The following is a 26,265-nucleotide window of genomic DNA, read 5'->3' as shown; positions in this document are numbered from 1 at the left end:
GTTACTGAACGTGCCTGAGGGTCAGCCCCAAATGGGCGGCGATTTCCCGCCCCACCTGCTGGAGCAGGGTTGCGGCGTTAGCGATGCACAGGTCGACGTCGGGCTCCAGATCGGTCAGCGTGAAGGTGCGCTCGAATCCGACGGCCACTAATTGCTCGGGGGCCAGCACGGTCCTGCCGCACACTGCAATAGCCCTGACGTGCGCCGCCGCGGCGGCATTCGCTACCCCCAGCGGGGTCTTCCCGCCGAGGCTTTGTTCATCAAGGCTTCCCTCACCGGTGATCACCAGGTCGGCGTCGCGCAGCTTTCCGGCCAACCCGGTCAGCTCCAGTACGACGTCGATTCCCGGCCGTCGCCGCGCGTTCAGGACGGCGAGCGCCGCGAACCCGACGCCTCCCGCCGCACCGGCGCCTGGGGCGATGGCCGCTTCATTGACTGCCGGACCCGCCGCTGCGCCAAGAACGCTGACGAACCGGGCCAGGGCCGCATCGAGTTCCTCGACATCAGTAGCCGTAGCACCCTTCTGCGGGCCGAACACTGCAGCCGCACCAGTGAGGCCCAGCAGGGGGTTGTCGACGTCGGAGGCCAGGGTAAGCGTGACGGCAGACAGTCGCGGGTCCAGGCCGGTCAGGTCGATCCGGGCGAGCGCCGCCAGCGATGCACCGCCGGGCGGCAGATCGCCGCCATCGTCGTCAAGCAGTTTCGCCCCCAAGCCTTCAAGCACGCCCGCCCCACCGTCGGTGCTGGCGCTGCCGCCCACTCCGAGGACAATTTCTGTACAGCCACGGTCGAGGGCGAACCTGATGAGGTCCCCGGTCCCGCGGCTGGTGGCGCCGCGGGCATCGAGGATGCCGCCGGGTAGCACTGCGAGGCCAGACGCGAGGGCCATTTCGATCACTGCCTGCGTGCCGCGGATCGCGATGGGCGCTTCCAGCGGCTCACCGGTTGGCCCAGTCACTGTCGTGACGTGGAGGGAGAAGCCGGCGGCGACAGCAGCGTCGAGAGTCCCTTCTCCGCCGTCGGCCGCTGGCGCCTGCTCGATGGTGAGGACTGTGTCCGGTCCCGCGGCGTCGCGTAATCCGGCGGCTACCGCATCGGCAACCTCGGGGGCGGAGAGCGAACCCTTGAACTTGTCGGGTGCAATGACTATGCGCATACGGCCATTACATCATTGGTGATGTGGACAACGCAGAGACCAACCAGGTCGCGATCGGTTCTGTGCTGGGTAGAAAACCGAACCCGCCCGTTCGTTCGGAGGGAGAACACCGGCAAAGGAACAAATCGGTTGATGTATGTGTTTGCATGTATATACTGGCGTCCCGCGCTGGTTTAATCGAGGAGGAACTCATGACCGCACATACCGAAGGGCTCCATCACGTCACCGCAATCGCGGGTGACCCCCAAAAGAACATTGACTTCTACATCAAGGGCCTTGGCCTGCGATTGGTCAAGAAGACGGTGAACTTCGACGATCCCGGCACCTATCACCTCTACTATGGCGACGAGGCTGGCCGCCCCGGCTCCCTCCTGACCTTCTTCCCCTGGCAGGGCGTCCGTAGCGGTCGGGTGGGCAGTGGGCAGTCGACCACGACCGCGTTCTCCGTTCCGCAGGGAAGCCTCGGCTGGTGGCAGGAACACTTCAAGGCAATCGGCGTCGACTCGAGCGTTGCCCGCGCCTCCTCCGAGGAAGAGCGCCTGTCTCTGCGCGATCCCGACGGCCTGCAGATCGACCTTGTGGCATCGTCGCTCGCGGACCCACGGAACCCGTGGGATTCAGCGTCGGTTCCGGCTGACTATGCTGTCCGCGGGCAGCACTCGTCGGTGCTTACCGTCGAGGACCCCACTGCGAGCCTCGAAACATTCACCCGTGACCTGGGCATGAACATCCTGAGCGAAACCGACGGCAGGTACCGCCTCAGCACCCACGCCGGCGAGCCGGGCACCGTCGTCGACATCGTCACCGACCGAGGCGGCGAACCCGGCCTGGTGGCTGGCGGAACGGTCCACCACATCGCCTTCCGGGTGCCCGACCAGGCTACCCAGGAGCTGTGGCGCCTGGAACTGGCGGAGCGCGGCTACGCCGTCACCGCCATCCTCGATCGTCAGTACTTCACATCCATCTACTTCAGGGAGCCGGGCGGCACCCTACTCGAAATCGCCACTGACACGCCGGGGTTCGATATCGACGAACCGTTGCTCGAACTGGGTCGCTCACTGAAGCTCCCACCATGGCTCGAACCCAACCGGGATGCCATCTCGCACGCGGTCGCGAAGATCAGTGTGCCCGATGAGAACAACCCGTCCATCGCCACCTTTCTGAGCTAGGGGACCGGATGACCACTGTTCAGCATTGGCCACACCTCTTTGACGCGGGAACGCCGGACAGTCCGGTGCTGCTCCTGCTCCACGGCACGGGTGGGACCGAGCACGACCTGCTCCCGCTGGCCCAGCGCCTCGCCCCCGGCGCTGGCTCCCTCTCGCCCCGCGGCCCGGTGCAGGAGCACGGCATGAACCGCTGGTTCCGGCGGTTCGGCGAGGGCCAGTTCGACGTCGACGACGTCGTCCGCCGCGCGGGCGACCTCGCCGACTTTATCAATTGGGCGCGGGACCATCACGGCCTGGGCGACCGGAAGGTCATTGCCGTGGGGTTCTCCAACGGAGCGAATATTGCTCTGGGTACCGTGCTGCTGCATCCCCGGGTTCTGACCGACGTCGTCGCCTTCTCCGGAATGTACCCGCTCGGTGACCGGACGATCGACGATGACCTGGCGGGCACCGCCGTCGCGCTCTTCAACGGGGACGCGGATGCGATGGCACCGCTGGAGAGTGTCACGCGGCTGAAGTCAGTGCTGGACAGCGCGGGGTCCGAGGTAAGTCAGTTTGTCCGGGAGGGTGGACATGGAGTGCACCCCGCAGAGGTGGACGGCGCGGCGGCCTGGATCGGCTCCCGCACCGTCACTGCCACTCCCTGACTCCCGCCCCTCCGGCCAACACCTCAATCGAGTCAGCGTCACCGTGGATCGAGTGGTCCCTCTTGTCAGCACCGCAGCCCGGACATAGCATCCAGTAATGGACCCCGTTGAATACACGCCAACCCGCGATCAGCTTGTCTATACCTTCGGGGGCGCCGCGCCGGTCCTGACCGTACAGCCGGGCACAGTCATGAAGCTGTGGTCCGAGGACGCATTCAACCACGCGCTGACCAGCGTCGATGACCTGTCGAGCCAGAAGGTTGACCTCCGGTTCGTCAACCCGCAGACCGGTCCGTTCTACGTGGCCGGAGCGGAACCCGGTGACACGCTGGCGATCCACATTGTTGACCTCACTCCGGCCCGGTCGTGGGGTGCATCGGCCACTATTCCATTTTTCGGCGGACTGACCAGCACCGATCGGACTGCATTCCTGCAGGAACCGCTACCGGACACCACCTGGATCTACCATGTCGACACGGCGCGGCGAACCGTAGGTTTCCAGGCCCGTCACAGCGATTTCGAGGTGGCGTTGCCCCTTGAGCCGATGCTTGGCACCATCGGGGTTGCTCCGCCGGGCGGCGAAGTGCGATCGTCCCTGGTCCCCGAGCGATTTGGCGGAAACATGGACTCGCCCGAAGTCAAAGCAGGGACCACCGTCTATCTGGGGGTCAACGTCGAGGGCGCATTGTTCTCGATCGGAGACGGCCATTACCGGCAGGGTGAGGGCGAGGCCTGCGGTACCGCGGTCGAAGGCGCCATGAACTCCACCATCATTGTTGAACTGATCAAGGGCGGTGCGCCAGCCTGGCCCAGACTGGAAAACGATACCCACTGGATGACCGTTGGCTCCTCCCGTCCAATGGAGGATTCCTGGCGGATCGGCCAGGTGGAAATGGTCAGGTGGTTCGAGGAACTATTTGGCCTGCATCAGATGGATGCCTATCAGCTCCTCACCCAGACAGCGCTGGCACCAATCGCCAATGCCGTCGATGCCAACTACAGCGTGGTCATCAAAACAGCCAAAAAGCTGTTCCCCCGAGTCCATGCCTTTGACGGAATACACGATGAGCTGCGGCGCCGCGGCTCGAAACTTTAGGAGAAAACCATGGACCTACAGCTCAGCGGCCGCACCGTCCTGGTGACCGGCGGGACCAAAGGCATCGGCCGCGCCATCGTCGAGACCTTCGCCGCGGAGGGCGCCAACGTGGGCTTCTGCGCGCGGAACGCCGCCGAAGTCGACGCCACTGAGACGGCCCTCGCTGGCAGTACCGGCCGCGTTTCGGGGACCACCATGGACATGGGCGACGCCGACGCCGTGGCCCGCTGGGTTTCCGATGCGGCCTCGATGTTCGGTGGAATCGACATCCTGGTCAGTAATGTGAGCGCACTGGCCATCCCGGACACCGATGAATCCTGGGAAGCATCCCTCCGGGTGGATTTGATGGGAACGGTCCGACTGGTCAAAGCCGCGCTGCCGCACCTTGAGCGAAGCAAGGCGGCGTCGATCATCGCCATCTCAAGCGTTTCTGGTCGCGAAGTGGACTTCGCGTCCGGCCCGTACGGAACGGTGAAGTCCGCGCTTATCGCCTACGTGGCGGGTCTGGCGTTCCAGCTCGCCGAGAAAGGCATCCGCGCCAACACGGTGTCCCCCGGCAATACCTTCCATGAGGGCGGTGTGTGGCAGAGCATCGAACAGGGAAATCCCGAGCTGTACAACATGGCGATGGGGCTAAACCCGACACATCGGATGGGGACGCCGCAGGAGGTAGCCGATACTGTCGTGTTCGTGGCGAGCCCACGATCCAGCCGGACCACCGGTGCCAATATCCTGGTGGACGGCGGTCTGACGCGGGGGATCCAGTTCTGACGTGCCGCCCCATTGGTCACAGGATAGCGGCGTGGCCGCAGTGCAGTGGTTGCCCCACCTCTCGTCTGCGGCCCCGCCACTATCGCAGGACCTAAAGGAACAGGTCCGCGTAGACCCGTAAGGCCGCCCGCACAAACTCGGCGCCGCTTTGGCCCCCGTAGTTTCTTCCAAAACGGGGATCGGCCACGTACATGTCGCCGAGGCCCAGCACATACTCCTTCGATAGCTTCCCGCCGGACCGTGGGACGCCGGGGGCCTGGCACAACCATGCAATGTGCCGGGCCGCCAACGTCTGAGCCTGGGCGCCGTCTGGCGCTGATCCGCCAGCCGCAGCCTTGACCCAATCAGCCCCGAGGTCGGCTGAATGTTCAGCAAACGTAGCCTTCTCAACGTCGGACCTCGACCGCCACCAGGCGTCACCCTGGGCGTAAGCGTCCTTCCCCCAGCGGTCCTCCACCTCGTCTTTGTACTGCGTGTGGTTGAAACCGTTGAACATCTTCTCTGCCATGAGTTCTTCACCTCCCTCCAACCGATTGACTGTGTCTTCGACCGACGCGATCTGCCGCGCCAGCCGGTTCTGCTCCCGCCGTAACCACTCAAGGTGGTGCTGCAGTGCGGTAGCTGGTCTGGCCTCGCCGTGGAGCACCGCGGCGATCGCCGGCAGACCCAGGCCCAACTCCCTGAGCAGCAAGATACGTTGCAGACGCACCAAGGCGCCGTCGTCGTAATAGCGCCTTCCGTTGCTGCCCACCCGGGACGGTTCCAGCAGCCCGACGTCCCCATAATGGCGAAGCGTCCGGCTGGTGGTGCCTGCCAGTCGAGCAATTTCCTGAATGGGCCAGTCCACCGCATCTCTTTCCTGTTGACACCTGCAACGTTAGTAGTTGACGCGGCGTCAATGTCAAGGACAGGGGTAGGAAGCACGCTGTAACTACCCAAAGCGAAGCGTGTGGCTGTCCGTCGCCCTTGCCGCACGAGTCGACCACGGGGTCATCCTCAGGACCGGATGGAAAGGTGGACCACGGTCTGGTCACCCTCCGCCAGTCCGACAGCCCGCCTGATCGCCGCCTTCACCGCACTACATAGCTTTGCTCCTGCGGAAAGAGTGACGTCTCCCAGATACTGCCGCCAATGCTGACGGTGACCGGGATCATTCCCCAGCCACGACTCCCCGAACTTGAGTTTTCCCGCAGCATCAGGCTCTCACTCGGTGGAACAGTGATGAAGTACCAGGAAGCGGGGCCCATCCACCGCCAGAGCGTTCCCGCAAATTTCAGTTCCACCGTCATCCCAAAGTGACCCGCCCGACCCCTCACCAACTAGCCAGGGCTCCGCAGGTAGTCCAGTTGCGCCGCCACCGATGCCTCGGCAGCCCGACGGACTGACGAGTCGACGTCAGCGTAGACCAGGTCTGCAACATCCTGCACCGCTGCGTCGGCTCCAAGCTGGGCGAGCGCAGCACGAATCTGGCCCAGGCGCTCATGCCGGTGCTGACGGTAGACGAGTGAGATGGCCGCCAGATCCGGCAGCATCGGCCCGTGGGCGGGTAGCACCGACGCCGGGCCCAGGGCGCTGAGCTTCTCCAATGAGTCGAGATAGGGGCCGAGGCGTCCGTCCGGGTAGTCAATAATCGTGGTGCCGCGGCCCAGGATCGTGTCGCCTGTGAGCACGGAACCGGTGTCGCCGTCGTCGGGCAGGTGGAAACACACCGAATCCGAGGTGTGCCCAGGGGTGGCAAGAACCCTGATGCTGACCCCCGCCGCGGTGATTTCCTCGCCGTCGGTCAAAGGGTCTCCGCCGTGGCAGTGGGCGGGGTCCATCGCCCGCACCGGCGCACCGGTCAGCTGGTGGAAGCGCTCACTGGCCTCGGTGTGGTCCCGATGTCGGTGGGTGATGAGGACCAGGTCAACTCTCCCGGCACTGGCGAGCCCGGACAGGTGCTCCTCGTCGAGCGGCCCCGGGTCGACGACGACGACTGGGCGTCTGCCCTTGCCTTCCACAGGTGCGGCGAGGACGTAGGAGTTGGTGCCCTCAAGGCTCATCGGGCCCGGGTTGGGCGCGAGCCGGTACCGGGTCAGGAGGCTGCTGACGATCAGGCCGGAGGCAGGGGGGCTGGGCATGCGTCTACCTTAGCGAGGTGTCCCTCCTCTGGTGATGCCCGGGTCCGATAGAGTGCGCTGCATGAGGACATCCCCCAGCGCAGACCCGGCCGTTCCCCGGCTGGCAGTCAGCGTCCTGATGCTGCGCGGAGATCAGATCTTCATTCAGAACCGCTCGCTCACCATGGACTTCGCTGCGGGCGTGGTGGTGTTCCCGGGAGGCCGGGTGGACGACGTCGACCGTGTCACGGCGCGCACCCAACCTGCCCCGGCACGCCTGCTGGCGGCCCACGCGCACTGCTGGGCCAAGACGAGCGTTGCGGGCGGCGACTGGAGCGACCCGACGGTAGCGGCAGGGGTGTTGGTGGCCGCCGCGATCAGGGAGGTGCACGAAGAAACCGGGGCGATGCTGTCCCCCACGGACCTGACACCGTGGGCCAACTGGATCACTCCGACCAGCTACAGCAAGCGTTTCGACACCTTTTTTTACCTGACGGTGCTTGCGCCGACCCTCGATCCACAGCACCGCACCACCGAGGCCGAGTCGTCCCACTGGGCCCCAGTGAAGGACATTCTCGCGCGCGCTGCGGACGGCCGGGTGGAACTCATGCGCCCCACGGAGGCACTGCTGCTGGAGCTCGCCTCGTTGCCGGGGAGTTTACCGTTGGCCCTCGACGCGGTGACGCGAACGCCCCGCCGGATCCTCCCGGTGGGCAGCCTGTAGCCGCGCACCCTGGCCCGCCGCCGTCGACGACTTTGGCCGGAGGCAGTAGTGTCTGGGTCAGGGTCGCCGCCGAAGCGACGCGTCGATGGGGGAGCAGTGAACTGGATCCATACACACAAGCTATTGGCGGGCGGGCTGGGTGCAGCGGTCGTTGGGCTAGCCCTGCTGATCACCGCGGCGATGACAAAGCCGTCCGTCGAGTTTGGCTGGTTCGCCTATGCACCCCTGTCGGACGCGGTGCTGCTACCGGGGCCGACCGCAGGGGAAATTTTCGGACTGGGCCTGGCCGCCCTGGGACTGGTCCTGATCGCCGGGGCCTTCGGCTATTTCCGCGGCAGGCGCACACCATGAGCCCGCTCTCCATCCGGCCGGTCGCCGCCTGGCTCCTTGTCCTCTCAGTGGTGCTGACCCTCGGTGGGGTGTCCCTGCTGTTCGGCGTCACCCCGATCGCACTGCAGCTCCCAAGCCGGGAGACTGACGTAAGCACCGCCTATTCTTCCGACCTTGTCATAGCGCTCGACGGCGAGCCTTCCTTCTCCGATGCCCTCGCCGTGTGCGGCGGTATCGTGTTGCTGGGCGGGCTCATGGTGAGCGCGGCGGCTCTCGGGCTGCGCCTCGGAAAAGAGTCAGCAGATGACAGGTGAGGCGAAGCGGTCCGGGATCAGCGGACCCCCCTCTGTCCTGCTGGTCGGTATTGGTTTGCTCATCGTGGGAGTGCTGATCGCTGTCGGGTCGGGACTTGTCTCAGCCGGGCTCGGCTTTCCTACTGGTATCGTTCACACCCCCTTCGGCACCGGAGCCTCCAACCAGCCGCTGGGGATTGCGTTGCTGGTCAGCGGAATCGCTGTCGGCGCGGGAGTGCTGGGCTACCTGATCGGTGCCCGGCGCCGCTGAACGCTCGGCTAGCAAGGGGAAGACTGCCAACGATTCGCCTTAGCTGGAACCCGTGATCAACGGGATAGTGCGTGCGCAGGGACACAGAATTTGGGACACGTTCTGGACAGGTGGAATCTCCAACCCATTGGAGTCTTCCCGCGGTTTCGCCCTTATCGCTGCGATCTATAGTTTGCTGCACCTCGACTACGTCGTTCTGAGATACCGACCGCAACAGCGACCAAAGGCAACGGGATCGTTGGCTGAGACGCGGTTCCCCGCGGGTCAGCTGGTCCTTTTTCGGGTTTGAGCTAGCATCGCAACATGGACTGTTTCGCGAGCTGGCGCACGCGTCACTGAGGGTGCGGCTTCGGCCGTCGTTTCACTCCCCGCCGAAGACATGGCGGGGAGCCCTTTAACGTCCTCACGGAAGAGAAACAACCATGCACCTCCGCGACTGCACAACGTCCGACATCCCCGCTCTCATCGACCTCACGATCACCACCTTCCGGCCACTCTTCACCGGCTCACTCATCGAACTCCGTCCTGAAGTGACTAAGCACGACCACAGCCGATGGGAGGACGACTACCGCTCGGAGGTCCCTTCACTGTTCGCGCCGGACGAGGATCGCTTCATCACGCTGGCAGAAGAGGACGGGCAGATACTCGGCTACGTCGGCTGGAACGTCACGAACAAGACGTCGGGCAGACTCGAGATGGTTGCCGTACACCCCGACGCTCACCGTCAAGGTGTTGCACGACTCCTTTGCAGGTCTGCAGTCACGCGACTGCAGACCTGCGGCGTAACCGTCGTGCACATCGGAACAGGTGGCGACGCGTTCCATGCGCCAGCACGAGCGCTATATGAGTCCCTGGGCTTCATTCCGTATCCCACGGTCGACTACGCTCTAGCGATCTAGCCCCTTCGACACACGTAGTGTCCAACGGCCGACCGCTTCCAAGAGACTCGATAGAGATGTTGCGTTGAAGTTCACCCTTGCGCAGCGCATCGTTAAGAGCCGCTACTGCGATGCATTGGGGTCGATTGCAGACTTATGCATCAGATGTGCGCGGAGTTCCAGAGATCACTCTTCACATCGGGCACCAGCCGATTCTTTCCGCCACTGAAGAACGTCTCGCGAACAATCGATATCAGGCATGCCGACGGTTGTGTCCGATTCTCGCCAGACGAGGAGTATCTGACTCTGCTGTGATGGATTTATGACTTCCAAACAGAACGTTGTCCCCCTCGCTCACCAGGAAACGACGCCACGCGCATTGAGGAATCTGTGCTTGACGAGAGACCTTGTTCTTCCAAATGCCTGGGATGCAGCATCGGTAATCTGTCTGGCACGAGCCGGAGCGCCCGCCATCGCGACCACAAGCGCGGGGATTGCTTGGGCGGCCGCGTGCACGATGGCGGTGTGGTTGGGTCCGATGACGCTCGACGATACGCGAATGACGTTCCCTCGCGAGTCATCCTGATTGACAGTCAGCGTTGGGTCGCACTCATGATCGAGTATCGGATCGGTCCGCAGGTCAAGGAGAGCCAATAGTTGGTCGCTGTGGACGATGCCTTCCTCGGCTGAGGGCAAGTACCGTCGCTTCTCCGTCTGCACTGCCTGCGCAGACATCGAGAACCGGCCTCAAGTCTGTGGATCATTCGTACAAGCACAGCTACACGATCTGACGATGTGTAAAAGGATCGATTTATTTTTCAGATGTTTTAGGAGGCGCCCTCGGCTCCCGCGGGAATCCGAGATCGCCCGAATTGACCGGCTAGTCTGGCTGCAGTGTTACCTGGTTCATATCTGTGACAGCCACTCAGCTTTCCGCGGCTGCCACCCCAGTGTCTACGGTGATGAAGTGCAGCGGGCCCTGGATGGGCTGGCACTGGATTTGGATGCGCCCGCATGTTGGGAGGTATGGCTGCGCGCCACTGCCTCTGCATGGGCTTCGAAACCGGTCTGGTTCCACGGTGACGTTGCGGTCGGGAATCTTCTGACACGGGACGGTCGCTTGTCCGCCCTGATCGACTTTGGTACCTGCGGAATCGGAGACCCTGCTTGTGACCTCGTCATGGCGTGGACCTATTTCTCCCCTGAGGAGCGGCAAATTTTTCGCAATTCCGTCGGCCTCGACGCCGATGCCTGGCACCGCGCCCGCGGCTGGGCACTGTAGAAAGCACTCATCACCATGGCGTCCGGCACGGATTCCAATCGCGACGGTATCCGGCACCGCACCCTCGTGCAGGTTCTGGCTGACCCAGTGGTCTAGGGACTCACCTACCCGCGCGTGTGAGTGAGCGTGGACCATCGGTTGATGACGAGGATTCAGTGTAATGGACCGTCGACGCTGGACTATTCGCGGGCAGCGGTGACGGTGTGCTCGGTCCGAGTCTGACGCGGGCGGCCGACAAAACTCAGATCGAATTCTCAGGAAACGAGAGTACCGTTCGGATACACCCGTTCTGATTGCGGCGCAAGCTGATCAAGGGAGATGGACCATGAACCGTACGTGGCGAAACTGGATGCCAGCCGTGGCGATCACCGGCGTACTCGGAGCCGGGGCTCTGGTGGTCCCCCTGACCGCCAACGCTGCGGTGGATCTCCCTGATCTGAGCGCGGCTGAGGTGCTCGAACTCGCCGCAGGTCACTCGATCGATGCGCTCTCCGGCACCATCGAGCAGACCTCCGACCTCGGCCTCCCCGATCTGTCCCTGATCAGCGGTGCGGGCGGCGGCGCGGGCGTCAGTCCAGCGCCCGGGACAGAGACCGACGGCGCAGCAGCGACCCCCGAAAGCGCGGTCCTCGAGCTGCTTACCGCGCCCCACACGGCTCGGATCTTCCTCGATGGACCGTCGCAGGCCCGCGTGCAGGTACTCGACGACATGGCCGAACGCAACATCATCCTCAACGGCGGCGATCTGTGGCTCTACGACTCGGAGGAAAATTCGGTAGTCCATGCCACCGTTCCGGAGCACAAACAGGGATCCACGCACCTCTCCGACGTCCCGACGCCGGATCGGCTCGCCGCGCTCTTCCTGGAAAAGGCCGACCCATCCACCGACGTGTCGGTTGGGCCAGACCGTATGGTCGCCGGTCGGGCGGCCTATCAACTGATCCTGACTCCCCGCGCTGAGGAGACCCTCGTCGGTTCGATCACCATCGACGTCGACGCCGAAACGGGACTGCCGCTTGCGGTCAGCGTCGCTGCCACCGGCGTCGACGGCCCAGCATTCAGCGCCGCATACACCGAGGTCAGCTTCGAAACACCGCCGGCCGACACCTTCGACTTCACTCCGCCAGCCGGTGCCGCAGTGACCGAGGCGCTGGAAGAGACTGAGTCCTCTGAAAAGACCGGGCATGGAACACCCGGCAAGCACACCAAAGACACAAATTCACCGTCAGACACCGCTTCGCCACCTGACACTGCCGGATCGAAGGAAACCGCTGAACCGACCATCACTGGCACGGGATGGGCGACCGTCATCGAGTTTCCGGCGGGGACCTCCCCCACCGCTGATCCGAACCTGACCGACATGATTGACCAGCTGAGTAGCCCGGTTGACGGCGGCCAGCTGCTCCAAACCCGTCTGCTCAACGTCCTGCTTACCGATGACGGGCGGATTCTGGTCGGATCGGTGCCCGCTGATCGTCTCCAGGCAGTCGCCGACGACGAGTGAGCGACGAAGCGTTACTTGCGGGGCCGGTCGTCCAGACCAGTGGCCTCACCAAACGATTTGGTGGGCAGACCGTCCTGGGCGGCATTGACCTGTCCGTGCCGAGGGGTTCGGTCTTCGGGTTCCTCGGGCCGAACGGGTCCGGCAAGACCACGACCATCCGCATCCTGCTGGGACTGGCCTCCGCAACGTCGGGGGACGTCGAGGTGCTCGGTCGCAGCATCCCCCGGTTCCTCCCCGAGGTGCTCCCCCGAGTGGGAGCCCTCGTCGAGGGTCCCGGCTTCTACCCGTTCCTGTCGGGCCGCGCGAACCTGCACCGCCTCGACGCCGCCGACCGGTTTGTTGACCCGTCGACCCGCCGTGCCCGTACCACCCGGGCACTCGAACGGGTGGGGCTTTCGCAGGCGGCTGACAAGAAGGTGGGGGCCTACTCGCTCGGCATGAAGCAGCGGCTGGGCATCGCCAACGCGCTGCTGACGCACCGCGACCTCATTGTGCTTGACGAACCCACCAACGGGCTGGACCCGCAGGGCACCCGGGAGGTGCGACATTTGGTTCACTCGCTGACCGCCGAAGGCACCACAGTGTTCGTCTCCAGCCATCTACTGGCCGAGGTGGAACAGATCTGCTCCCACGTGGCGGTGCTCCGAGCCGGACACCTGGTGGCCCAGGGCGCGCTCAGCGAGCTGCGCGCCGCCGGGCAGACCCGGGTCGAGGTGCTCACCCCCGACCCGGCGGACTGCCTGCGAGTGCTCGCCGGTCTGGGACTCGAGCCGGAGGAGTCGACGCCCACCCACCACGCCCCGCACGGCCTGGGGTCCGCCGTCACCGCGCCGCTAGCCGACCACCTGCCACCCGAAAGCATCGTCGCCGCTCTGGTCGCCGGTAACGTTCGGGTGGCCGGGTTTACCGTTGACCAGGTGGGGCTTGAGGAGCTCTTCGTGTCCCTCACCGGAGAGGGGTTTGACGTTGTCCAGTAACGAGCCAATGCCGGGTATTGACCGACGACCCGCATCGGGTGTGGTGTTCGTGGCCTCTGAGCTGGCGGTCCTGTTCCGACGACGGCGTACCGGGGCCCTGCTCCTGGCCCTCGCGGCGATCCCGGTGCTGATTGCCGTGGCCGTCCGGCTGACGTCGGGCCCGCCCTCCGGCCGGGGACCGGCGTTCCTTGATCAAATCACCCAAAACGGTCTGTTCGTCGCCGTCGCAGCCATCACCGTGGCCATTCCGCTTTTCCTGCCTCTGACAGTGGGGGTGGTGGCCGGTGACACCATTGCCGGCGAGGCGAGCACCGGGACGTTGCGCTACCTACTGGTCGCCCCAGTGGGCCGCGGGCGGCTTCTCGTCGTCAAATTCGCGGGAACGGTGGTTTTCTGTCTGGCCGCGACCCTCGCCGTCGTTCTCGCTGGCACGCTCATCGGCGCAGCGCTCTTCCCGGTGGGACCGGTGACGCTGCTGTCCGGAGACACCGTCAGCATTGGTGAGGCGCTGCTGCGGTCGGCTCTGATCTGCGCCTATGTCACCGTCTCGCTCACCGGGCTGTGTGCTGTGGGCCTGTTCATCTCGACACTCACCGACGTGCCGGTCGGCGCGATGGCGGCCACCGTAGTGGTCTCCGTGGTCTCACAGGTGGTGGGACAGCTCCCCCAGCTGGGGGCGCTGCACCCGTGGCTCCTGAGCCAGTACTGGTTCGGCTTTGCCGACCTGCTCCGGCAGCCGATCGAGTGGTCGTCGTTCGCGGCGAATGCCCTCCTCCAGTCCGGCTACGTCCTCGTGTTCGGTGCCCTCGCCTACGGCAGGTTCACCTCGCGGGACGTCCTCGCCTGACAGCTGCCAGCAACTCTGGAGATCCGGGAGCCGCCGTCGTCCGCTGCCCGCGCTTTAACCAAACGGAGCGGCGACGGCGACACACGTCACCCTCGCCGCCCTCGCCGGGCAGGTGTTTAGTCGACCAACTCGTAGGCGGGCAGGGTCAGGAAGTCCGTGTACTCCTCAGAGATGCAGATGTCGGCGATCAGGCGGCTCGCGGGCTCGTAGAACCGGGTGAACGCATCCTCGCCCACCTCGCCGCGCAACCGTTCTGTCTCCTCAGCGAGGATGTCGGCAACCAGTTCGGGTGTCGCCGTATTGCCGGTGTCGGAGAGCTCCACCTTGTTGCGGATCTGCTGCCAGACCTGGGAGCGGGAGATTTCGGCCGTCGCCGCGTCCTCCATCAGGTTATGGATGGCCACCGCGCCGTTCCCTGACAGCCAGACCGCGACGTACGCGACGGCGACATAGAGGTTGGCGCGCAGTCCGGCTTCGGTCACCTCGCCCTCGGCCGAAGCGACGTCGAGCAGCTGGGCGGCAGTCACCTCGACCTCGGGGCGCTGCCGGTCAATCTGGTTGGGCCGTTCCCCCAGTATCCCATCGAAGACCTCACGGCACAGCGGCACCATGTCCGGGTGGGCCACCCAGGAGCCGTCGAAGCCGTCGGTGGCCTCGCGTTCCTTATCAGCCTTCACCTTGGCGAAAGCCTGTTCGGTGATGGCCGGCTCGCGGCGGTTCGGGATGAATGCCGCCATGCCACCCATCGCAAACGCTCCCCGCTGGTGGCAGGTCTTCACCAGAAGTTCGGTGTAGGCCCGCATGAAAGGGGCGGTCATCGAGACACTGGCGCGGTCCGGCAGGACAAAGGCGCTGCCGCCGTCGCGAAAGTATTTGATGATGCTGAACAGGTAGTCCCAGCGGCCGGCGTTCAGGCCCGACGCGTGGTCCTTTAGCTCGAACAGGATTTCATCCATTTCGAAGGCCGCGGGAATGGTTTCGATGAGCACTGTCGCACGGACCGACCCCTGGGGGACTCCAACATAGTCCTGGGCAAAGACGAAGACGTCATTCCACAGCCGCGCCTCCTGGTGGCTTTCGAGCTTCGGCAGGTAGTAGTAGGGGCCGCTGCCGTTCGCCAGCAGGTGTCTGGCGTTGTGGAAGAAGTGCAGCCCAAAGTCCACCAGCGCACCGATGGCCGGTTCGCCGTCGATGGTGATGTTCTTCTCGGGTAGGTGCCAGCCGCGAGGGCGCGCGACGACGACGGCAAGGGGCCCATCGGTGCGCAGGGCGTACTCCTTGCCCTCGGGGGAGGTGTAACGGAGCTGGCCGCGGGCGGCGTCGAAAAGGTTCAGCTGGGCGTCGATGACGTTGTGCCAGGTTGGAGCGCTCGCGTCCTCGAGATCGGCGAGCCAGACCTTGGCACCCGAGTTCAGCGCGTTGATGGCCATTTTGGCCGGCGACGCCGGCCCAGTCATCTCCACGCGGCGATCCTGCAACTGCGGCGGGGCTGCGGCGACGGTCCAATCGCCATCCCGCACGCCCCGGGTCTGCGGGAGGAAGTCCAGCTTGCCGGTGGATGCTGCTTCCTCACGGCGGGCATTGCGCGCGGCGAGCTTTTCATCCCTGGTGCTTCGGAAACGCCGGTGCAGTTCCTCAAGGAAAGCTAACGCATCGGGAGTGAGGATGTTGTCCGCCCTATCAGCGGGAAGAGGGTGCCTTGGTTCGATAGTCATGTACTGAGCTCCTGTCGTGTGCACGCCTCAGCGGCAGTGGCCGCTGCTGCGACTGCGATACGGGAAGGTGCAACGTCAACTCTTTCACAACCCGATTTCATATTATGGATATTATTATCTGACAGATGGAATTGCAACCCCTTTTGGATCCTCGATTCCACTAAGCGGAAAGTAAGATAGTGTGAAAAGAGTTTCCGCACCGCAGGTGAAGGCTGCCGCCGGAAGCTCAAGAGCGGGGAGTGTCACATGGCTGAAAGAGCGGCTGGCGGCGGAGTGCAGTCCGTCGAGCGGGTCTTCGAACTGCTCGAACTCATCACCGACGCCGGCGGTGAAGTCTCCCTCAGCGAACTCTCCTCCTGCACGGATCTCCCCCTGCCAACCATCCACCGGTTGCTACGAACCCTGGTCGCCAAGGGCTACGCCCGGCAGCTCGCCAACCGTCGCTACGCGCTCGGCCCCCGCCTGATCCGCCTCGGCGAGGGCGCGAACAAGCAGCTCGGCGCCCTGGCCCGTCCGCAGTTGAAGAGCCTGGTGGATAGTCTCGGGGAGACCTCAAACATGGCGGTCCTCGACTCGGACATGGTCATCTACATTGCCCAGGCGCCCTCCCCCCACTCGATGCGCATGTTCACAGAGGTGGGCCGCCGGGCCCACACCCATGACACCGGCGTCGGGAAGGCCATCCTCGCGGGGCTGAGCAATGACGCCGTGCGCAGCATCGTCACCCGTGCCGGCATGCCCACACCCACCGACAAGAGCATCAAGACCATCGACGAGCTGCTGGTCGAGTTGGACCTGATCCGCGAGCGCGGGTACTCGATCGATGAGCAGGAGCAGGAACTCGGGGTCAGGTGTTTCGCGATGGCGGTGCCCAACGCTCCGACACCGAGCGCCATCTCGGTCTCCGGCCCGGTCTCCCGCGTCGATGAGCGGTTCGCTGAAAAGGCTGTCCCCCTGCTCCGTGCGGCGGTCCGGTCCATCGCCGATGAGCTGAATGTCACCGTCTAACCTCGACTATTCCATCCCGTCGCCGATTCACGGGGGATGCTGCGCGGAGTATCATCCTCGGCATGACCATCGAAGTGCATCCGGCCACCGCTGACCGGTTCGACGACGTGGCGGTTCTCCTTCGGCCGAAGCGGGAGGATGCCCCCACCTGTTGGTGCCTTGCCTTCCGGCTGTCCTCCGCCGAGTTCAATTCCCTCACCGCTGCCCCGCGACCCGAACGGGTGCGCGCGCTGTGCGGCGGCGACCCCTCGCCCGGAGTCGTTGCCTACAGCGGGGGCGAGCCGGTGGGTTGGTGCGGGGTGGGTCCGCGATCCGCCATGGAACGGCTTGTCCGCTCCCGCACTATCCCAGCCATCGATGACCTCCCGGTCTTCAGCGTGGTCTGCTTTGTCGTCAAGGCGGGTCACCGCCGCCAGGGTATCGGCCACGCGCTCCTCGCCGGGGCGATCGACTATGCACGCTCCAAGTGTGCCCCAGCGCTGGAGGCCTATCCGGTGGACCCCGCTGGCTCCCGCATCAGCCCAACCCTGGCCTTCGTTGGGACGACCGGGATGTTCGAGAGGGCCGGATTTGAGCGCCTCCGCGAGACCGATGCCCTCACCGGCCTCACCGAGGTCGTCCACACGGATGTCCAGGTGCATAATCATCGGCTGATCGGTGGCTCCGGCTGGCCATACCGGGCGCACATAATTGGTCTCTGTCTGGAAGGACAGCCCGGCGCCGCCGTCGGGTGCGGACAGCATCACCCAGTCCGGTTCCTCGGATCTTCTCTCCCAGCCAAGCAGCCGTCGGTAGAACCCGGCAAGTTCCCGCGCATCAGGGGATCCAGGACCGTGGCCGTCAGAGTGAGCCGCATGCTGCCTTCCTTACTGAATCCTTCGCCCAATCCTCAACGAATCCCTACTCAGAGGTAGTTTAGGCCGGAAGCTTTGTAAGGTGGAATATGGATGCCATCGACGCGCTCAACGAAATAGCCTTCTGGCTCGAACGCAAGGCCGCGCCCACCTTCAAGGTCAAGGCCTTCCGCAACGCCGCCGGGACGCTTCACGGCCTCGCCCCCGCTGAGCTTCTGGCCCGGGCGAAGGACGGCCGGCTCAAGAGGATGAAGGGGATCGGTGCCCGCACCTTCGAGGTAGTGACCCAGGCGGTCGGCGGCGCGGTTCCCGACTACCTCGCCGAACTCCGTGAACAATCGGCCGCACCCTTGGCACCAGGCGGCCAATCCCTGAGGAAGGCGCTGCGCGGTGACCTGCACAGCCACAGCAACTGGTCCGACGGCGGCAGCCCCATCCACCTCATGGTCCAGGCCGCCCAGACGCTCGGCCACCAGTACCTCGCCCTGACTGACCATTCACCGAACCTCGCTGTCGCCAATGGGCTGAGCGCCGGGCGGTTGGAAGAGCAGCTCGAAGTGGTGGAGGTGATCAATGACGACGCGGCTGGGTTCCTGCTGCTCGCCGGGATCGAGGTCGACATCCTCGAAGACGGCACCCTCGACCAGACCGCCGACCTGCTGGGGCGACTCGACGTCGTCGTCGCCAGTGTGCACTCGAAACTGCGCGCTGACCGCTCCACGATGACCCGGCGGATGCTTGGCGGCATCCGGCACCCGGAGACCAACATTTTGGGCCACTGCACCGGTCGCCTGGTGCAGGGAGCCCGCGGTACCCGCCTGCCGTCGGAGTTTGATGCGAACCAGGTTTTTGCTGCGTGCGCCGAGAACAATGTCGCAGTCGAGATCAACTCACGACCGGAGCGCCAGGATCCGCCGGATGACCTGATTCGGCTGGCCCTGGACGCCGGATGCCTTTTCAGTATCGACAGCGACGCGCATGCGCCCGGTCAGCTGGACTTTCTGCAGTACGGAGCAGAACGGGCCGAAGCCAACGGCGTTCCAGCGGATCGCATCATCACTACCTGGCCCGAGGATCGGCTGCTTGGCTGGCTGACCACCGGTTGAGAATCGGTCGGTTCGACGGACCCGCCGGCAGACCGCTCTTGAGGAGGCGGCACCCATGGGTCAGCAGGAGAATAGTGCCTGCCCCGCGGGCTAGCGGTTGGCCCACCGCTTCTTTGCAGGTCAGCCATTTTTCTGAGGGTCAGGATCCAATTAGGAGTACCAGAACCAGTTGGGGGGGTTCCAGCAGGACGGAACCTCATGCCCGTTGAACCTCCCGCAGACCGAGCAAGAGTAGCTCACGCACCCGGCAAGGGATTCGCCCTCTTCCGCTCCAACGCGGGCCGGGACGAAGTCCTCGTAGATGAGGAACTCATCAGTGTCGCATGCACTGCACCACGGCAAGCCGGGGTCCCGTTCCCTGACAGCGCCAGCGGGTGCACGCGTCCGATCAGACTCATAGTGATTGAATATTGTCATGGGAATCACTCCAGCCAGTGCAATTTCAAACTCTGCTAATCCTGTCCCCTAATGAGGTACTCCACCTTAGTCCCGCTGCAACATTTCCGGAAGGGATAGTCAATACAACAACACAAAAAGAATTTGGTTGAATGTTCCACTTTTGACAGGCCTTGGCAGAATAGGGGGATGGCCATCCGTATTCCCCTCACCACCGAAGCGATTCCTGCCGTCGAGGCAGCGTCCTTGCGGAGAGCTCTCGCCGACAACAACGACGTCACAGTTTTCGTCGACGGTACCGCTGTGAAGCTGCCGCCGGGCGCACGGGATGCGGTCGTTGACCTGCTCCTCCGACTTGCCGCCGGCGACGGTGTCATTACCGCGTCTGCCGCGGAGACACTCAGCACCTCGCAGGCAGCAGCCGCCGCAGGAATTTCTCCTACCTATTTGAGAAATCTTACCGATGCCGGCGTTATACCGGTGGAATATCGCGGCACACATCGTCGGATTAAGTCGCGGGACATCGCCGCCTGGGTGGCCTCGCAAAAGTCGGAAAGGCACATTGAGGCCCCGGAAATAGCAATCGAATAGACCGTGGGCAGGCTAGATTCTCGGACGTCGCGACCATTTTCGTGCCTTGAGCGCCAGATGGAGCTCAAGGCGCACTTGTCCGCTGAGCGGGTCGGCGCCAATGATTGATCGGATGCGGCCGAGCCGATTGTAGACCGTGCTGCGGTGCAGATGGAGTTGCAATGCCACGTCCTGAACCGACCCGTTCTTGTCGTAGAGCAGCTCAAGGACCGGCAGCAGCTCGGCATTCTTGTCCTGTTCTTCTAGTTCGGCGAAGTAGACCGACTTCGCCGAGGTCAGCTTCCAGCCCCCCGCAGCAAGGAACTGGTAGCATCCGGTGGACCGATAATCAGTGATCGGGCCCAGTCCCCCGTCGACTGCGCTGGCCTGAACGGCCTGGCGGGCCTGGCCAAAGGCTCCCGGCAGGTCGCGGATGTCGGGGAATGGTTCGCTGAGACCCAGGATGGCCGTCCCGGCGTTGCCGCCCTCACGTTTGGCAAGCTCCCGGTCGTATCGTCTGAGGATCTCGGTGTACTCCCCGGCTCCTACCCCGCCGGTCAGGAGCAGCACAGCCACCGTTGGAGTCCCGGCACTGAACAACACCGAGCCCACCCCTACGGTCGCTTGCAGCGCTGCGGTCCGATGCGCCAACAGGCTCGCCTGCGGATCGAGCAGCTCCGGCAGTTCGCCCTGCGCAAGGAGAACCGCTACCTGCCACGGGGCTGTGTTGTGAAGTTCAGCCCAGCCGGCGAGTTCGTCGATCCCTGCTGGCGTTCCGTCACAGCCGGCCAGAAACGTGCTCTCCCGTTTGCGGCGGTGCTCGGACGCCGCCGTGTTGCCCTCCAATAGGAGAGACGCTAACCGATCCAGGTCGCCGCGCACGCCGGGGAGCTGGTGCAGGATGACCTGGGGTGTCGCTTCATCCGAGTCTTGCTGAACCCAGAGATACCCGACTCGGAACCCGCGCACCAACAGGGGAACACAGACTCGCCCAAGCATCCCGAGCGAGGGATTGGCGGGCAGAATGACTGGTCTGACAGCCGATGCAATGCCGTGCTGCAATTGCCATTGGCTGACATCCTGAGGGACCCTCTTGCTGAGCAGAAAGTTGACCCGCACCCGGTCAGCCGCCGATTGATGGCTGCTGTACGCCAACAGGACACCGTCCAGATCCTCCAACGACAGACCCCGACCCAGGCGGGCGGCGATGGCCTCCACCGTCGCGTCCACCTCGTCTGCCTGCACCGCTTCATGCTAACGGTGGCGGCGGCCCGACGACAATTGATGCATAAACGCTCGACAGTTGTCGAACTGACCGACGCAGACTTTCGTGCTAGTGAATCAGGTCACACACACCCAGAGCGGCGACATTTCAACGATCCCGCACGACGGCAGCATGCCACACGACTCACAGAAGGGAATCTGTTCGGTGATACCCCGTTCTGGCGTTCCGGACAATCCGTAGGCTGGGAGCCTGGCCAAAAGCCTTCTTGCACCATCTCAACGAGTGAATGGAGGACCCCGTGATCGTCGGCGTTCCTAAGGAAGTCAAGAACAACGAATTTCGCGTTGCTATCACTGCGTCGGGAGTGCATGAATTCCGCACCACCGGGCACACGGTGCTCATCGAAAGAGGTGCGGGAACTGGGTCCAACATCACCGATGACGAGTACACGGCAGCGGGAGCGGAAATCATCGAGTCGGCCGACGAACTGTGGGCGCAGGCGGACATGGTGCTCAAGGTCAAGGAGCCCATCGCCGAGGAATATCACCGGTTCCGCGCGGGCCTGATTCTCTTCACCTACCTGCACCTCGCCGCCGAGCCGGAACTCACCCGGGCCCTGATGGAGTCTGGGGTCACCGCGATCGCCTACGAGACGGTACAGGACGGCCGTACCCTGCCCCTGCTCGCCCCGATGTCTGAGGTGGCCGGGCGGTTGTCAGTGCAGGTTGGGGCCCAGGTCATGACGGCACCGGCAGGCGGCCCGGGACTGCTGTTGGGCGGCGTTCCTGGGGTTCGGCCGGCCAAGGTCGTGGTCCTTGGTGCCGGGGTTGCCGGCACTAACGCTGCGGCCATGGCCGTGGGCACCGGAGCAGAGGTCACCATCCTCGACATCAACATTGGGCGGCTGCGGGAACTCGACGCCCTATACGCCGGACGCGTGAAAACCGTTGCCTCGAACGCCTTTGAGATTGAGCGTGCCATTCTCGACGCCGATCTGGTGATCGGTTCTGTTCTGGTACCTGGTGCGCGTGCACCCAAGCTGATTACCAACCAGATGGTCTCCCGGATGAAGCCCGGCAGCGTCTTGGTGGACATTGCCGTCGACCAGGGTGGTTGCTTCGAGGATTCGCATGTCACCACTCACCAGGATCCCACGTTCGTGGTGCACAATTCGCTGTTCTACTGCGTCGGCAATATGCCCGGCGCGGTTCCCAACACGTCAACCTATGCGTTGACAAACGTGACGCTTCGCTACGCAGTCGCGCTGGCCAACCGCGGGATCACGGCAGCGTTCGAGGCCGATCCCGCCCTGGCGCAGGGCCTGAACATCGCTGGTGGGCAGGTGGCACACCATTCAGTGTCCGAAGCGCATGGCCTACCTCTCGCCGCCTGGCGGGAACTGGTCTAACTCAGCCCCCGTGGGCGCTCTCAATGATCCGCAGGGCAGCAAGGCTGTCCTGCGGGTCAACCGGCACCGGGGTCCCATCGAGCACGGCTGACGCCATCAGCTCATAGAACTGCGGGTAAGCGCCCTTTTCAGTGCGGATTTTGGTGGCATCGGCGTCGAACCCCAGCAGCCCCCAGGCCAGTTCGTCCTCCACGCCGTAGCTGGCATCGGTCGGCAGCATCCCTGCCACAATGGACGGCTCCTGCACATCGACTCCCCACTTCGAATACGCCGATTCGGACCCGACCACGCGGAACCGGGGCGCGGCCTGAGGCGCCAAGGCGTTCATCCAGAGGTGGCTGATCGCGCCACCGGCATGCCGCAGAGCCAGGAAGGCGTCGTCGTCGGGTCCGCCGTCGCCGCGATGCGCACCGAGTTCGGCGTAGTGCAGCTCGGCGGGGCCGAAGAGTTGCAGCGCCTGATCGATCAGGTGCGGTCCGAGATCGTAAAGGATGCCTCCCCCTTCGCCTGCCACGGCACCCTTCCACGGCTTCGAAACCACCGGCTTGAACGACTCCATGCGGGACTCGAACCGGCGCACGGTGCCGAGGGTGCCGTCGTTGATGAGTTTTTTGGCGGTCAGGAAATCTCCATCCCACCTGCGGTTCTGGAACACGCTCAGAACACTTCCGAGCGATCGTGCCAGTTCGATCAGGCGCAGGCCATCGGCTGTGTCAACGACGAAGGGCTTGTCGACGACGACGGCGAGTCCCGCTTCCAGTGCCGCGTGGGCGATGGGGACGTGAGTGGAGGGCGGGGTGCTGATGACCGCGAGGTCAAGGTCGGCAGCCAACGCCAGCGCGTCGACCGCAGTCGGCACCACCCGGACGCCCGGGTAGCGCACCTCCGCCTCAGCCTTCCGGGCAGGGTCAGACGTGACGATGACGTCGAGTGAGTACCGGGGATCAGCCTGGATAAAGGGGGCGTGAAACACGCGTCCGCCGAGACCAAAGCCGAAGATTGCTGTGCGGATTGTCGACATGGGCTCAGCCTACCGGGCGGGACACAGCCGACCGGCGTCAGGCGACCGCGTCAGGTGCGGCCGTGTCCACTCATGACCAGAGACTGTCAGCCCAGGCGGCGTCACGCAGGTAATCCCGGGCGGGACCCACCTCCCACAGCTCACCGCGGGAAGCGAGGACGCCCAGGTCGCGCATGTCCTCCAGGGTGTCTGGCGAGCACCCCAGGGCGTCACTGAGTTCCCGCGCATTGCTGGCCAGGATGACATCATTCGTTGCCGCCATGGTGGTCGAATCCTTCCGTGGTTTCCTGCTGGTCGGTTTTACGTCTCACCTAGTTTTGGTGGTACGAGGATGCCTCGCGTTCGATACTCCACGACCGAGCGTAGAGGCCTAGAACTGCTTCTTCACGTGCCGTGAAGCCGAGCCTGTTGATGGTCATGTGCGCTTGGTAGACGGTCAGGTGTTGAGCACTGCGGCTGACCCGCGCCTTGTCCGCGCGATCCAGGTAGTGATCGATGGCGCGGGACCACCTGCGTCGCCAGTTTTGAGCCGCAGACTCTGCGGCAGTGGCGGCCATCAGGCCGTGAAACGCGGGGACTCGGGCACTGACCTGGGCGGTGATGGCCTCTCGGACGCCCGCCGCGCGGGGTCCTAGTTCAACGGTGCAGCTCCTGAGATGGCTATCCCAGTAGAAGTCCCAGGAAATTCGCCGACGGTCGGACCAGCTGGCGGACCGGGGCCCCTTCATCATGCTGCGGGCAGAGTCAAAAAGGATCAGCGCACCAAAGGCCGAGCGGTTGTGCATCTTGGGGAAGCGCTGGCTCGCCCAGGCGGCGAGTTCGGAGGACAGTTCAAAAACCTCTTCGGCGAGTCGCAGACCTTCAGCGCCGCCGTATTTCACCAGATCGGACTCGAGCTGCCGGTCAATGCCCGTTTCCTGTGGGGACGACGCTGGGCCGCCGAAAGGTACTGACAGCTGTTGCCGGACAGCAAGTTGAGTCAGCGCGAGGTGGACCGGAGTGGGGTGGACCAGAGTGACCGAGTCGCAGCCGTGGGTCTGTGCGCGGAGTGTCGTGAGTAAATCCTGGAGGCTGACGATTGCTGCGGGGCTTGCCAGTATATGCAATCTCACCTGGGCTACCGCTGGTCCCCCACACCGAGTGAAGAACCAGCGGCCTGTGCCCAGTAACTGAGCCTGCGCCGCCAGTGGGGTGACCAGGTCTTCAATGATGCCGTCCGCTACATCGAAGCCACCGGTGAAGATTGAGAGGTGCCACCATTGAGAACTGCCAGCTGTTCGTGAGGCGTTTCGAACTGCGGTCAGTTGACTCATGGCCCTCTCCTTCCGGATATTTGGTCACCGCCACTGGGGCGAGCCGGGTGCCGTTGACGCCGATAGAGGCAGCGTCATCAGCAAGCTATTTTGGCCACTCCCAGTTTTGCGCCACCACTGTTTTGGGCCATTCCCAGTTCCCGGCACTCAGTGCTGGGCTGGCGGGAGCGACGACGCCGATGACAACCAACAATCCGGCTGCTGCGCCGACAATCTTTTTCACGAGATTCCCTTTCGAGTGGCTGCAAATGGTGCGTCGACAATAGTGGAGCCGACAGTCCAACAATGAGCCGCCCGCTCCACCCCTGTCCAGCCAGATAACCGCCCTGTTCAGGACATGGCCTAAAGAGGACTGACCGAGATGTTGTAGCGACTTGTGACGTCGCCCTGCGCACCTAAAAAATGGGGCCTGACATGGGAGGACACTCTTCAGCTGGCAACTTTGCGCTATCAGGAAGTCACCCTGTCATAAAGTGGACATGCCATGTTTTACCAGGCCCGGACGGGCCGGGCTGACGCTACGCCACACCAAAGCACCCGATGACACGACTGATCGGTAAGCTTCACTCAGGCGTGCCGCCATGCCAGGGAGGAATGTTCATGCTTGACGGATTATGCCTGGAGCTCTATCGCTACGCCGTTGCCCATCCAGGGTGGACCCGGCGGGGAGTGTCGGAAGCCCTCGGCTACACACTCAGGGACATCGACGCCGCGATGGAGCAGCTCACACAGCGAAAGCTCCTCGGCGCCCATGCGGCGAACCCCGAAGCGTTCGTTGCCATCTCACCCGACGTCGCATTGGCCGACCTCGTCGACGCCGACGAGCGGCAGGTGCAGGACCTCAAAAGTCGGATCAGCACCAAACGTCGTGAACTCTCGGGACTGGTTCCGCTGTACATCGAAGCCCGTCGGGAGGTTATTTCGAGCGCGTCGGTCGAGGTTCTGGAGGATCCACACCTGATTCAGCGCGTCCTCATCGAATACGGGCGTGACGTTTCGGAGCAGGTCCTGATGGCCGTTCCAGGCCAGGGCGCGAATGCCGATTTTCAGGAAGAAAACGTCAGGAAGGATCTTGACCTGCTGAAGCAGGGTGTGATCCGCCGGAATCTTTATGACCTCAGCACCCGCGACCACATGCCGACCCGAAAGGCGGTCAAGGCGATCGCTGCGGCAGGCGGCGAGTTCCGCACCCTGCCCTCAGTCCCCTTCCGGATGCTGATCTTCGACCGGAAACTGGCGGTCGTAGCCCGGCAGCTGACGAGCAACGACAAAGCGGCGATGATGATCCGAGACCCCAATCTGGTGAATGTCTTTATTCAGGTCTTCAATTTCACCTGGGAATTCGCCGAACCATTCTCCGTCGCTGAAGACTCGGCCTCTCCCCTCAACGGGACCCAGCAGGCAATCCTCGCGGGGCTCGCTGCGGGCTACTCGGACGAGGTGATCGCCCGGCGTCTCGACCTCAACGTTCGCACCTGCCGCCGGCACATCGCCTGGATGCTGGAGACGCTGAAAGCGGACAGTCGGTTCCAGGCTGGCGCCAAGGCCCGCGACGCAGGCTGGATCTAGCCGTACCGAATGTGCATTCCGTGTGGTCAACCTGAG

General features: G+C 64.0%; 30 protein-coding genes and 2 pseudogenes. 20 read left to right on the top strand and 12 right to left on the bottom strand.

All coding sequences use genetic code 11. From position 1 onward, the window contains the following. Position 1 precedes the first annotated feature (1 nt). A complete protein-coding gene (locus tag ACX80G_RS10590; RefSeq protein WP_459307603.1) occupies positions 2-1,156 on the bottom strand; it encodes a glycerate kinase in 1,155 nt (384 codons plus the stop codon). A gap of 191 nt (positions 1,157-1,347) precedes the next feature. Here ACX80G_RS10590 and ACX80G_RS10585 point away from each other — a divergent pair, with 191 nt between their 5' ends. The 4 genes from ACX80G_RS10585 to ACX80G_RS10570 all read left to right on the top strand — a co-directional run bounded on the left by ACX80G_RS10585 (position 1,348) and on the right by ACX80G_RS10570 (position 4,839). Beyond that, positions 1,348-2,325: a VOC family protein gene (locus ACX80G_RS10585; RefSeq protein WP_459307602.1), complete on the top strand. Its 978-nt coding sequence runs from the start codon at positions 1,348-1,350 to the stop codon at positions 2,323-2,325. 8 nt (positions 2,326-2,333) lie between these two features. Then, the gene (locus tag ACX80G_RS10580) at positions 2,334-2,972 is read left to right on the top strand and encodes an alpha/beta hydrolase (RefSeq protein ID WP_459307601.1); all 639 of its coding nucleotides are present in this window, start codon (positions 2,334-2,336) and stop codon (positions 2,970-2,972) included. A 97-nt stretch (positions 2,973-3,069) separates the two neighbouring features. Continuing rightward, positions 3,070-4,068, top strand: a complete 999-nt coding sequence (locus tag ACX80G_RS10575) for an acetamidase/formamidase family protein (protein ID WP_459307600.1) — start codon at positions 3,070-3,072, stop codon at positions 4,066-4,068. Positions 4,069-4,077: 9 nt separating this feature from the next. After that, positions 4,078-4,839, top strand: coding sequence for an SDR family NAD(P)-dependent oxidoreductase (locus ACX80G_RS10570; RefSeq protein WP_459307599.1), 762 nt, complete (start codon positions 4,078-4,080; stop codon positions 4,837-4,839). 91 nt (positions 4,840-4,930) lie between these two features. Here the strand turns inward: ACX80G_RS10570 and ACX80G_RS10565 are convergent, their stop codons facing one another. The 3 genes from ACX80G_RS10565 to ACX80G_RS10555 all read right to left on the bottom strand — a co-directional run bounded on the left by ACX80G_RS10565 (position 4,931) and on the right by ACX80G_RS10555 (position 6,959). Continuing rightward, the gene (locus ACX80G_RS10565; protein WP_459307598.1) at positions 4,931-5,686 is read right to left on the bottom strand and encodes a MerR family transcriptional regulator; all 756 of its coding nucleotides are present in this window, start codon (positions 5,684-5,686) and stop codon (positions 4,931-4,933) included. Positions 5,687-5,909: 223 nt separating this feature from the next. Further along, positions 5,910-6,122: a DUF1905 domain-containing protein gene (locus ACX80G_RS10560; RefSeq protein WP_459307597.1), complete on the bottom strand. Its 213-nt coding sequence runs from the start codon at positions 6,120-6,122 to the stop codon at positions 5,910-5,912. 36 nt (positions 6,123-6,158) lie between these two features. After that, entirely contained in the window at positions 6,159-6,959 is an 801-nt protein-coding gene (locus ACX80G_RS10555) for an MBL fold metallo-hydrolase (RefSeq protein ID WP_459307596.1), read from the bottom strand. Between the two features lie 61 nt (positions 6,960-7,020). Between ACX80G_RS10555 and ACX80G_RS10550 the strand changes: the two genes are divergently transcribed. The 10 genes from ACX80G_RS10550 (at position 7,021) to ACX80G_RS10505 (ending at position 14,044) form a co-directional block, all read left to right on the top strand. Continuing rightward, positions 7,021-7,662, top strand: coding sequence for an NUDIX hydrolase (locus ACX80G_RS10550; protein WP_459307595.1), 642 nt, complete (start codon positions 7,021-7,023; stop codon positions 7,660-7,662). A 96-nt stretch (positions 7,663-7,758) separates the two neighbouring features. Then, the gene (locus ACX80G_RS10545; protein WP_459307594.1) at positions 7,759-8,013 is read left to right on the top strand and encodes a hypothetical protein; all 255 of its coding nucleotides are present in this window, start codon (positions 7,759-7,761) and stop codon (positions 8,011-8,013) included. Continuing rightward, positions 8,010-8,306, top strand: coding sequence for a hypothetical protein (locus ACX80G_RS10540; RefSeq protein ID WP_459307593.1), 297 nt, complete (start codon positions 8,010-8,012; stop codon positions 8,304-8,306). Before ACX80G_RS10545 ends, ACX80G_RS10540 begins: the two co-directional genes overlap by 4 nt. Beyond that, the gene (locus ACX80G_RS10535) at positions 8,296-8,556 is read left to right on the top strand and encodes a hypothetical protein (protein ID WP_459307592.1); all 261 of its coding nucleotides are present in this window, start codon (positions 8,296-8,298) and stop codon (positions 8,554-8,556) included. Before ACX80G_RS10540 ends, ACX80G_RS10535 begins: the two co-directional genes overlap by 11 nt. Before the next feature lie 422 nt (positions 8,557-8,978). Beyond that, the gene (locus ACX80G_RS10530; RefSeq protein ID WP_459307591.1) at positions 8,979-9,455 is read left to right on the top strand and encodes a GNAT family N-acetyltransferase; all 477 of its coding nucleotides are present in this window, start codon (positions 8,979-8,981) and stop codon (positions 9,453-9,455) included. A gap of 301 nt (positions 9,456-9,756) precedes the next feature. Continuing rightward, complete coding sequence (locus ACX80G_RS10525; RefSeq protein ID WP_459307590.1) at positions 9,757-10,020, top strand: isocitrate lyase/phosphoenolpyruvate mutase family protein; 264 nt, start codon at positions 9,757-9,759, stop codon at positions 10,018-10,020. Between the two features lie 381 nt (positions 10,021-10,401). Then, complete coding sequence (locus ACX80G_RS10520) at positions 10,402-10,716, top strand: phosphotransferase (protein ID WP_459307589.1); 315 nt, start codon at positions 10,402-10,404, stop codon at positions 10,714-10,716. Between the two features lie 325 nt (positions 10,717-11,041). Beyond that, on the top strand, positions 11,042-12,220 hold the full coding sequence (locus ACX80G_RS10515) for a LolA family protein (protein WP_459307588.1): 1,179 nt from the start codon (positions 11,042-11,044) through the stop codon (positions 12,218-12,220). Further along, on the top strand, positions 12,217-13,197 hold the full coding sequence (locus ACX80G_RS10510) for an ABC transporter ATP-binding protein (RefSeq protein WP_459307586.1): 981 nt from the start codon (positions 12,217-12,219) through the stop codon (positions 13,195-13,197). The genes ACX80G_RS10515 and ACX80G_RS10510 overlap by 4 nt, the downstream gene beginning before the upstream one ends. A 7-nt stretch (positions 13,198-13,204) precedes the next feature. Beyond that, positions 13,205-14,044: an ABC transporter permease gene (locus ACX80G_RS10505; protein ID WP_459307585.1), complete on the top strand. Its 840-nt coding sequence runs from the start codon at positions 13,205-13,207 to the stop codon at positions 14,042-14,044. Between the two features lie 116 nt (positions 14,045-14,160). On the opposite strand, the gene aceB is transcribed toward ACX80G_RS10505, so the two are convergent. Further along, positions 14,161-15,759: a malate synthase A gene (aceB, locus tag ACX80G_RS10500; protein WP_459307584.1), complete on the bottom strand. Its 1,599-nt coding sequence runs from the start codon at positions 15,757-15,759 to the stop codon at positions 14,161-14,163. 246 nt (positions 15,760-16,005) lie between these two features. Between aceB and ACX80G_RS10495 the strand changes: the two genes are divergently transcribed. Both ACX80G_RS10495 and ACX80G_RS10490 read left to right on the top strand, forming a co-directional pair. Further along, positions 16,006-16,767 (top strand): IclR family transcriptional regulator, encoded by a 762-nt coding sequence (locus ACX80G_RS10495; RefSeq protein WP_459307582.1) that lies wholly within the window; start codon positions 16,006-16,008, stop codon positions 16,765-16,767. 62 nt (positions 16,768-16,829) lie between these two features. Then, positions 16,830-17,189, top strand: a pseudogene (locus ACX80G_RS10490) (GNAT family N-acetyltransferase); the annotation flags it as partial. Positions 17,190-17,432: 243 nt separating this feature from the next. Here the strand turns inward: ACX80G_RS10490 and ACX80G_RS10485 are convergent. Then, a pseudogene (locus tag ACX80G_RS10485) lies at positions 17,433-17,552 on the bottom strand (VOC family protein); the annotation flags it as partial. Between the two features lie 158 nt (positions 17,553-17,710). On the opposite strand from ACX80G_RS10485, the gene ACX80G_RS10480 reads away from it, so the two are divergent. After that, a complete protein-coding gene (locus ACX80G_RS10480; RefSeq protein ID WP_459307581.1) occupies positions 17,711-18,727 on the top strand; it encodes a PHP domain-containing protein in 1,017 nt (338 codons plus the stop codon). A gap of 150 nt (positions 18,728-18,877) precedes the next feature. Here ACX80G_RS10480 and ACX80G_RS10475 read toward each other — a convergent pair whose 3' ends face one another. After that, positions 18,878-19,144, bottom strand: coding sequence for a hypothetical protein (locus ACX80G_RS10475; protein ID WP_459307579.1), 267 nt, complete (start codon positions 19,142-19,144; stop codon positions 18,878-18,880). Between the two features lie 168 nt (positions 19,145-19,312). Between ACX80G_RS10475 and ACX80G_RS10470 the strand changes: the two genes are divergently transcribed. Beyond that, positions 19,313-19,714 carry a helix-turn-helix domain-containing protein gene (locus tag ACX80G_RS10470; protein WP_459307578.1) on the top strand — a complete coding sequence of 134 codons (402 nt, stop codon included), beginning with the start codon at positions 19,313-19,315 and terminating at the stop codon, positions 19,712-19,714. Positions 19,715-19,726: 12 nt separating this feature from the next. Here the strand turns inward: ACX80G_RS10470 and ACX80G_RS10465 are convergent, their stop codons facing one another. Continuing rightward, on the bottom strand, positions 19,727-20,938 hold the full coding sequence (locus ACX80G_RS10465) for a PucR family transcriptional regulator (protein WP_459307577.1): 1,212 nt from the start codon (positions 20,936-20,938) through the stop codon (positions 19,727-19,729). A 278-nt stretch (positions 20,939-21,216) separates the two neighbouring features. On the opposite strand from ACX80G_RS10465, the gene ald reads away from it, so the two are divergent. Beyond that, complete coding sequence (gene ald / locus ACX80G_RS10460) at positions 21,217-22,326, top strand: alanine dehydrogenase (protein ID WP_459307576.1); 1,110 nt, start codon at positions 21,217-21,219, stop codon at positions 22,324-22,326. A 1-nt stretch (position 22,327) separates the two neighbouring features. Here ald and ACX80G_RS10455 read toward each other — a convergent pair whose 3' ends face one another. The 4 genes from ACX80G_RS10455 to ACX80G_RS10440 form a co-directional block, all read right to left on the bottom strand. Continuing rightward, entirely contained in the window at positions 22,328-23,347 is a 1,020-nt protein-coding gene (locus tag ACX80G_RS10455) for a Gfo/Idh/MocA family protein (RefSeq protein ID WP_459307575.1), read from the bottom strand. Between the two features lie 70 nt (positions 23,348-23,417). Beyond that, entirely contained in the window at positions 23,418-23,609 is a 192-nt protein-coding gene (locus tag ACX80G_RS10450) for a hypothetical protein (RefSeq protein WP_459307574.1), read from the bottom strand. A gap of 49 nt (positions 23,610-23,658) precedes the next feature. Beyond that, positions 23,659-24,660 (bottom strand): lantibiotic dehydratase C-terminal domain-containing protein, encoded by a 1,002-nt coding sequence (locus tag ACX80G_RS10445; RefSeq protein ID WP_459307573.1) that lies wholly within the window; start codon positions 24,658-24,660, stop codon positions 23,659-23,661. Positions 24,661-24,745: 85 nt separating this feature from the next. After that, entirely contained in the window at positions 24,746-24,883 is a 138-nt protein-coding gene (locus ACX80G_RS10440) for a hypothetical protein (protein ID WP_459307572.1), read from the bottom strand. 377 nt (positions 24,884-25,260) lie between these two features. Here ACX80G_RS10440 and ACX80G_RS10435 point away from each other — a divergent pair, with 377 nt between their 5' ends. Beyond that, positions 25,261-26,229 (top strand): LuxR C-terminal-related transcriptional regulator, encoded by a 969-nt coding sequence (locus ACX80G_RS10435; RefSeq protein ID WP_459307571.1) that lies wholly within the window; start codon positions 25,261-25,263, stop codon positions 26,227-26,229. The last annotated feature ends 36 nt before the right edge of the window (positions 26,230-26,265 follow it).

The sequence above is a fragment of the Arthrobacter glycogeni genome, assembly GCF_054510815.1.
Note: the sequence above shows the minus strand (reverse complement) of the source record. Positions and strands in the feature narration are given on the sequence as shown.

Coding starts and splice junctions, on each gene's coding strand:
- ACX80G_RS10530 (WP_459307591.1), top strand. CDS start 8,979: ATGCACCTCCGCGACTGCACAACGTCCGACATCCCCGCTCTCATCGAC.
- ACX80G_RS10540 (WP_459307593.1), top strand. CDS start 8,010: ATGAGCCCGCTCTCCATCCGGCCGGTCGCCGCCTGGCTCCTTGTCCTC.
- ACX80G_RS10505 (WP_459307585.1), top strand. CDS start 13,205: ATGCCGGGTATTGACCGACGACCCGCATCGGGTGTGGTGTTCGTGGCC.
- ACX80G_RS10525 (WP_459307590.1), top strand. CDS start 9,757: ATGACTTCCAAACAGAACGTTGTCCCCCTCGCTCACCAGGAAACGACG.
- ACX80G_RS10480 (WP_459307581.1), top strand. CDS start 17,711: ATGGATGCCATCGACGCGCTCAACGAAATAGCCTTCTGGCTCGAACGC.
- ACX80G_RS10590 (WP_459307603.1), bottom strand. CDS start 1,156: ATGCGCATAGTCATTGCACCCGACAAGTTCAAGGGTTCGCTCTCCGCC.
- ACX80G_RS10450 (WP_459307574.1), bottom strand. CDS start 23,609: ATGGCGGCAACGAATGATGTCATCCTGGCCAGCAATGCGCGGGAACTC.
- ACX80G_RS10535 (WP_459307592.1), top strand. CDS start 8,296: ATGACAGGTGAGGCGAAGCGGTCCGGGATCAGCGGACCCCCCTCTGTC.
- ACX80G_RS10550 (WP_459307595.1), top strand. CDS start 7,021: ATGAGGACATCCCCCAGCGCAGACCCGGCCGTTCCCCGGCTGGCAGTC.
- ACX80G_RS10455 (WP_459307575.1), bottom strand. CDS start 23,347: ATGTCGACAATCCGCACAGCAATCTTCGGCTTTGGTCTCGGCGGACGC.
- ACX80G_RS10445 (WP_459307573.1), bottom strand. CDS start 24,660: ATGAGTCAACTGACCGCAGTTCGAAACGCCTCACGAACAGCTGGCAGT.
- ACX80G_RS10470 (WP_459307578.1), top strand. CDS start 19,313: ATGGCCATCCGTATTCCCCTCACCACCGAAGCGATTCCTGCCGTCGAG.
- aceB (WP_459307584.1), bottom strand. CDS start 15,759: ATGACTATCGAACCAAGGCACCCTCTTCCCGCTGATAGGGCGGACAAC.
- ACX80G_RS10555 (WP_459307596.1), bottom strand. CDS start 6,959: ATGCCCAGCCCCCCTGCCTCCGGCCTGATCGTCAGCAGCCTCCTGACC.
- ACX80G_RS10575 (WP_459307600.1), top strand. CDS start 3,070: ATGGACCCCGTTGAATACACGCCAACCCGCGATCAGCTTGTCTATACC.
- ACX80G_RS10435 (WP_459307571.1), top strand. CDS start 25,261: ATGCTTGACGGATTATGCCTGGAGCTCTATCGCTACGCCGTTGCCCAT.
- ACX80G_RS10580 (WP_459307601.1), top strand. CDS start 2,334: ATGACCACTGTTCAGCATTGGCCACACCTCTTTGACGCGGGAACGCCG.
- ACX80G_RS10495 (WP_459307582.1), top strand. CDS start 16,006: ATGGCTGAAAGAGCGGCTGGCGGCGGAGTGCAGTCCGTCGAGCGGGTC.
- ACX80G_RS10570 (WP_459307599.1), top strand. CDS start 4,078: ATGGACCTACAGCTCAGCGGCCGCACCGTCCTGGTGACCGGCGGGACC.
- ACX80G_RS10515 (WP_459307588.1), top strand. CDS start 11,042: ATGAACCGTACGTGGCGAAACTGGATGCCAGCCGTGGCGATCACCGGC.
- ACX80G_RS10585 (WP_459307602.1), top strand. CDS start 1,348: ATGACCGCACATACCGAAGGGCTCCATCACGTCACCGCAATCGCGGGT.
- ACX80G_RS10475 (WP_459307579.1), bottom strand. CDS start 19,144: ATGACAATATTCAATCACTATGAGTCTGATCGGACGCGTGCACCCGCT.